The 2,898-nt window shown below is 71.3% G+C and carries 4 protein-coding genes; 3 read left to right on the top strand and 1 reads right to left on the bottom strand.

The features are described 5' to 3' along the window. Both ACWCSD_RS48345 and ACWCSD_RS48340 read left to right on the top strand, forming a co-directional pair. On the top strand, positions 1-539 hold a 539-nt coding region (locus ACWCSD_RS48345), incomplete at its 5' end, for a hypothetical protein (RefSeq protein ID WP_449925852.1). Positions 540-635: 96 nt separating this feature from the next. Continuing rightward, a complete protein-coding gene (locus ACWCSD_RS48340) occupies positions 636-1,622 on the top strand; it encodes a helix-turn-helix transcriptional regulator (RefSeq protein WP_357982062.1) in 987 nt (328 codons plus the stop codon). A gap of 144 nt (positions 1,623-1,766) precedes the next feature. Here the strand turns inward: ACWCSD_RS48340 and ACWCSD_RS48335 are convergent, their stop codons facing one another. Further along, positions 1,767-1,937: a hypothetical protein gene (locus tag ACWCSD_RS48335; RefSeq protein ID WP_397158228.1), complete on the bottom strand. Its 171-nt coding sequence runs from the start codon at positions 1,935-1,937 to the stop codon at positions 1,767-1,769. A 274-nt stretch (positions 1,938-2,211) separates the two neighbouring features. Between ACWCSD_RS48335 and ACWCSD_RS48330 the strand changes: the two genes are divergently transcribed. After that, positions 2,212-2,898 (top strand): carboxyl transferase domain-containing protein (locus ACWCSD_RS48330; RefSeq protein WP_449925849.1); only part of this gene is annotated, 687 nt, incomplete at its 3' end.

Below are 2,898 nucleotides of genomic sequence, written 5' to 3'. Positions count from 1 at the left end.
GGGCCGAGCCGCGCGAGCCGCTGCTGCGGGTCTCCGGCTCGCTGGACCGTCTGCTGCCGCCCGGCGTGACGGCCGCGGCCTCGGGGCTGGGGCTGCGGATGTCGGCGTTCGTGTTGTCGGTGCCCGATCTCCGGGTCGCCCTGGTGACCGTCGGCGGCGAGGGCGCGACGCTGGCCGCGGCGGCCGGCCGTACCGTGAAGTCGGCCGTGTGCGAGGCGTTCCTGCGCGCGATGGCGGCCAGGGCGCAGCCGTGGAGCACGCTGGAGCTGCCCGACTGCCTGCGCCGGTTCGCGGTGTGGCAGCGGGAGGGCGACTACGCCGCCCATCTGGAGCGCCTGGCCGTCGACGCCGATCCGCGGCTGGTGGACGAGGTGAGCGGGCTGCGTCCGTCCGGCTGGCCGGAGATCGCCGCGCGCCGGTTCGGGCACGAGCCGGTCGCCGTGCGGGCCGGCGGCGAGGTCGTCAAGGTGTTGTGCCCGGGGGCCGCGTGCTACCGGGCCGCGTCCGGGGCCACCGTGCTGCCCTGTCCTGTGCCCTGACCTCCGCGGACACCGCAACCTGCGAGGAGCGCCGGCCGTCCGGATTCCGATAATGGAAGTGCAAGCTCCGGCCGCCGAACCCCCGGGAGGTGGGGCGTGGATCTGTCCGTCATTGGAGTCACCCCCGAAGCGGAGGCGGTCTACCGCTATTTCCTGCGCCATCGGGGCGAGAGCGTCGGCTCGGTGCCCGAGGCCCTGGACCTCGATCCCGAGACGGTGGAGTCGGCGGTGGAGACGCTCGACCGGCTCGCCATGCTCGACCTGAACGACCGCCACCGGGTCACCGCGACCGAGCCGCGGATCGCCATCGAGCGTCTGGTCGAGCAGCGCCTGGAGGAGCTGAACGCGGAGATCCGCCGGGTGTTCGGCGCCCGCGACGCCATCTCCAGCTTCCTGGAGGACAAGCGGGAGGGCGACCGCTCCAACGCGGTGCTGGACATCGAGCGGGTGGAGAGCGGCGCGCGGGTCCGCCAGCGCCTGGACGACCTGGCCTTCTTCTCCTACAAAGAGACGCTCTGCCTGCACCCGGGCGGGCCGTTCAACGAGGTGATGATCGAGTCGGCGCTGCCGCTCGACACGCGCTCGCTGCGGCGCGGCCTGGCCCTGCGCGAGATCTTCCACCCCAAGGCGCTGGAGGACCAGCGCATGGTGTCGTACCTGCGCGAGCTGGCGCACCTGGGCGCCGAGATCCGCGTCACCGACCAGCCGATGGACCGCATGCTCATGTACGACCGCAGCGTGGCCGTCGTCCCGATCGATCCCAAGGCGCACTCCACGGGCGCGCTGCTGGTCCGCGAGCCGGGCCTGATCTCGCAGCTCGTCATCTACTTCGAGGGCCTGTGGAAGGCGGCCGTGCCGCTGGCCGACCACCTCGACCCGCCCGGCGAGGAGCCGACGCTGTCGAAGATGGAGCAGCGGGTGCTGGCGGTCATGGCCACGGCCGACAAGGACGAGATCGCCGCCAGGGAGCTGGACATCTCGGTGCGCACCTACCGCCGTTACGTCGCCGACCTGATGGCCAGGCTCGGCGCGGTCAACCGTTTCCAGGCCGCGCTGCGCGCCAAGGAGGAGAACTGGATCTGACGCGTTTCTTCCGTCGTTTCTCGCCGGACGGCATGACGAACCCCCGCGACCCGGTCGCGGGGGTTCTCTCGTGTTCGGCCTTTGTCTATGGGCAGACCTCCTCGGGGAAATTCACGGTCAATTCCTTTCCGGTGTCGGGGCTTTTTACGGCCAGGTGTTGCCCTGCGGGGAGGGCAGCGGGGTGGGCAGCGGCCAGGTGTTGCCGTCAGTGCCGGCCGGCGCGGGCCAGGTGTTGCCGTCCGCCTGCGGCACCACCGTGTCGGCGGCAGCGGCGGCGGCCTGCGCGGCGGTGGCGCCGACGGCCCAGAGGAGCATTCCGGAGACAATCGCGATAATCCACTGGGAAATCCTCTTGGCAACAATGCTGTTCGTCATTTCACTGCCTCTTTCTCGGCGGTTCGTGTCGCTGTTCCCTTGCACTTCCAACTTTGCGCCGCGGCGGGGGCGCGAACCAGGCTTCGGCGAGGCAGCAAGCTGCAGGGCGTTTCCGCTTCCTGCCACGTCCGGCGCGGTCAAGCACTGCAGGAGGTGACAGGAAACGGCCATCGCTCCTTAACTGGACGTACCGGAAGAGTCCGAGGAGGAAACGATGACCATCTCCCCCGAGGTCCTCCAGGAAGCCCCGCCGTCGGCCATGGACCGCCTGCGCGAGGAGCTCGCCGGCGCGCGCGAGGACATCGCGCGCGGCCGCCCGCAGGCCGTGGAGCGGCAGCACGCGCTGGGCAAGCGCACCGCGCGCGAACGGCTCGACCTGCTGCTGGACGAGGGCTCGTTCCTGGAGATCGAGATGTTCCGGCGGCACCGGGCCCAGGGGCTCGGCATGGAGGCCCAGCGGCCGCACACCGACGGGGTCGTGGCCGGATCGGGAACCATCGACGGCCGCCGCGTCTTCGTCTACGCGCAGGACTTCACCGTCTTCGGCGGCTCGCTCGGCGAGGCGCACGCCCAGAAGATCCACAAGGTGATGGACCTGGCGCTGTCCAGCGGGTCGCCGTTCATCGGGCTCAACGACAGCGGCGGGGCCCGGATCCAGGAGGGCGTGCTGTCGCTCAACGGCTACGGCGGCATCTTCCAGCGCAACGTGCAGGCGTCGGGGGTGATCCCGCAGATCGCCGTCGTGCTCGGCCCGTGCGCGGGCGGGGCGGCGTACTCGACGGCGCTGGCCGACTTCACGTTCATGGTGCGCGACACCGCCCAGCTCTACCTGACCGGCCCGGACGTGGTCGAGGCGGTCACCGGCGAGCGCATCACGCACGCCGAGCTGGGCGGCGCGCAG

It is taken from the genome of Nonomuraea sp. NPDC001684 (assembly GCF_053596515.1).
Note: the sequence above shows the minus strand (reverse complement) of the source record. Positions and strands in the feature narration are given on the sequence as shown.

Coding starts and splice junctions, on each gene's coding strand:
- ACWCSD_RS48335 (WP_397158228.1), bottom strand. CDS start 1,937: ATGCTCCTCTGGGCCGTCGGCGCCACCGCCGCGCAGGCCGCCGCCGCT.